Raw genomic sequence first — 2374 nt, 5'->3', positions numbered from 1 at the left:
CCGTCGCGGCCGGGTGCACGACCGAGCTCCGGGCCCGCGCCGCCACTCGCGAGGGCGGCCGGTGACCGGGCCTTCGAACACCCCGCCGCACCGGTCCAGGTCCTGTCGTCGAACTCCCGTCGTCCGCCCGGTGGGCAGACGGGAGTTCGACGACAGGGCCTAGGGTGCGGGACATGAGCGATCGCACGGTGCTGCACGTGAAGGGTCGGGTGCTCGTCGGGCCGCGGGACGAGGACGTCCGCGACGAGCTGTGGGTGATCGACGGCCGGATCTCGTACGACCGCCCCACCGGGGCCGCCGACGTCCGCACCGTCGAGGGCTGGGCGCTGCCCGGCCTGGTCGACGCGCACTGCCACGTCGGCCTGGACCAGCACGGGGCCGTCCCCGAGGACGTCGCGGAGAAGCAGGCGCTGACCGACCGCGAGGCGGGCACCCTCCTCATCCGCGACGCGGGTTCCCCCTCCGACACTCGCTGGATCGACGACCGCGAGGACCTGCCGAAGATCATCCGGGCCGGCCGGCACATCGCCCGCACCCGCCGCTACATCCGCAACTACGCCTGGGAGGTCGAGCCCGACGACCTCGTCGCCTACGTCGCCCAGGAGGCCCGGCGCGGCGACGGCTGGGTGAAGCTGGTCGGCGACTGGATCGACCGCGACCTCGGCGACCTCTCGGCCTGCTGGCCCCGCGGCGCCGTGGAGGCGGCGATCGCTCAGGCCCACCGGCTGGGCGCCCGCGTCACCGCGCACTGCTTCGCCGAGGACTCCCTGCGCGACCTGGTCGAGGCCGGCATCGACTGCGTCGAGCACGCCACGGGCCTGACGGACGACACCATCCCGCTCTTCGCCGAGCGCGGCGTCGCCATCGTGCCGACCCTCGTCAACATCGCCACCTTCCCCGCGCTCGCCGACGGCGGCGAGTCCCGCTTCCCGCGCTGGTCGGCCCACATGCGCCGGCTCCACGAACGTCGCTACGACACCGTACGCAGCGCCTACGACGCCGGGATCCCGGTCTTCGTCGGCACCGACGCGGGCGGCTCCCTGGCCCACGGCCTGGCTGCGGCCGAGGTCGCGGAACTGGTCACCGCGGGCATCCCGCCCGTCGAGGCGCTCGCCGCGACGACCTGGGCCGCCCGGAGCTGGCTCGGGCGTCCCGGCCTGGACGAGGGCGCGCCGGCGGACCTGGTCGTGTTCGACGAGGACCCGCGCGCGGACGTGCGCGTGCTCGCCGCTCCGCGCCGGGTGGTGCTGAACGGGCGGGTCGTCGGTTAGCCGACGCGGGTGAGGCCGGGGAACAACCGTGCCCGGAGATTCGAATAGGCACGCGGAAACCCCACGAAGGGGTGAAGTGCCCCGGGACCGCTGACGGTTCGGTGCGCGCGGGGACATTCTTTCCGGGTCCCGAGCATGTCGCTCATGCGTGTCCCGCACGCATGTCTCACTGGGGGTCCCACCACCTTGAACGGCAACACCTTCCGCATGCCCGCACACCGCCTCGTCACCGTCGCGGCGGCCACGGCCCTGGCCGCCGGTCCCACCGTGCTGGCCGGCGCGGGCACCGCACACGCGACCGGCGAGCACGGCCGTGCGAGCGCGACCGTCCTGCGCACCGGGCTCGACGTGTCCCTGCTCAACAAGACCGTGAACGTCCCGCTCGCGGTCACCCTCAACGAGGTGCACGCGCCCGAGAGCGCCCAGAAGACCGCGCTGACCGCACGGCTGGACGGCGTCGACGGCGGCAAGCCCTTCAGCGTCCTGCGCGCCGACGTGGCCGAGTCCAAGGCGACGGCGACCGCGGCCAAGAGCGAGGGCTACACCAACCTCGCCCGTGCCAGGCTCCACGTCCCCGGTCTGCCGCTGCTGTCGGTGGTCGAGGTCGAGCAGGTCACCTCCGTGGCGACCTGCGAGGCCGGGAAGAAGCCGGTCGCCGACGCGAACCTGCTGGGCGCGGTGACGGTCCTCGGCAAGAAGGTCACGCTGACCACCGGCGGGACGACGGAGGTGGAGGTGCCCGGCGTCGGCGAGGTACGGCTCGACCTCTCCAGGACGGAGACCACGTCCCGTACGGCCGCCGCCACCGCGCTCGAACTCAAGGTGTCCGTCAACCCCCTCGACCTGAACGTCGCCGAGGTCGACGGCACCGTGACCCTGGCGAAGGCGACCTGCGAGTCCCCGGCGGCCCCGGCGGCCGAGGCCGGAGAGCCGCCGGCGAAGGCCGAGGAGCCGCCCGCGCAGCGGGACGCCGAGCCGGACGCGGAACCCGCGTCCGGCGTGCGGGCCCAGGGCGCCCGAGGGGAGGCGGACCTGGCCGAGACGGGCGGCAGCTCGGCGACCCCGTACATCGCCGCAGGCGCTGCCGCCCTGGTCCTGGCGGG

At 74.5% G+C, this 2374-nt stretch carries 2 protein-coding genes; both read left to right on the top strand.

All coding sequences use genetic code 11. From position 1 onward, the window contains the following. The first annotated feature begins 173 nt into the window (after window positions 1-173). Complete coding sequence (locus tag EBH09_RS07965; protein ID WP_121747292.1) at window positions 174-1271, top strand: amidohydrolase family protein; 1098 nt, start codon at window positions 174-176, stop codon at window positions 1269-1271. A gap of 186 nt (window positions 1272-1457) precedes the next feature. Continuing rightward, window positions 1458-2374: SCO1860 family LAETG-anchored protein (locus EBH09_RS07960; protein WP_193776291.1), on the top strand; the 917-nt coding region annotated here is incomplete at its 3' end.

Source organism: Streptomyces sp. E2N166, from assembly GCF_003671715.1.
In the GTDB taxonomy this organism is placed as follows: Bacteria; Actinomycetota; Actinomycetes; order Streptomycetales; family Streptomycetaceae; genus Streptomyces; species Streptomyces thinghirensis.
This window is presented reverse-complemented; position numbering and strand designations above follow the sequence as displayed.

Coding starts and splice junctions, on each gene's coding strand:
- EBH09_RS07965 (WP_121747292.1), top strand. CDS start 174: ATGAGCGATCGCACGGTGCTGCACGTGAAGGGTCGGGTGCTCGTCGGG.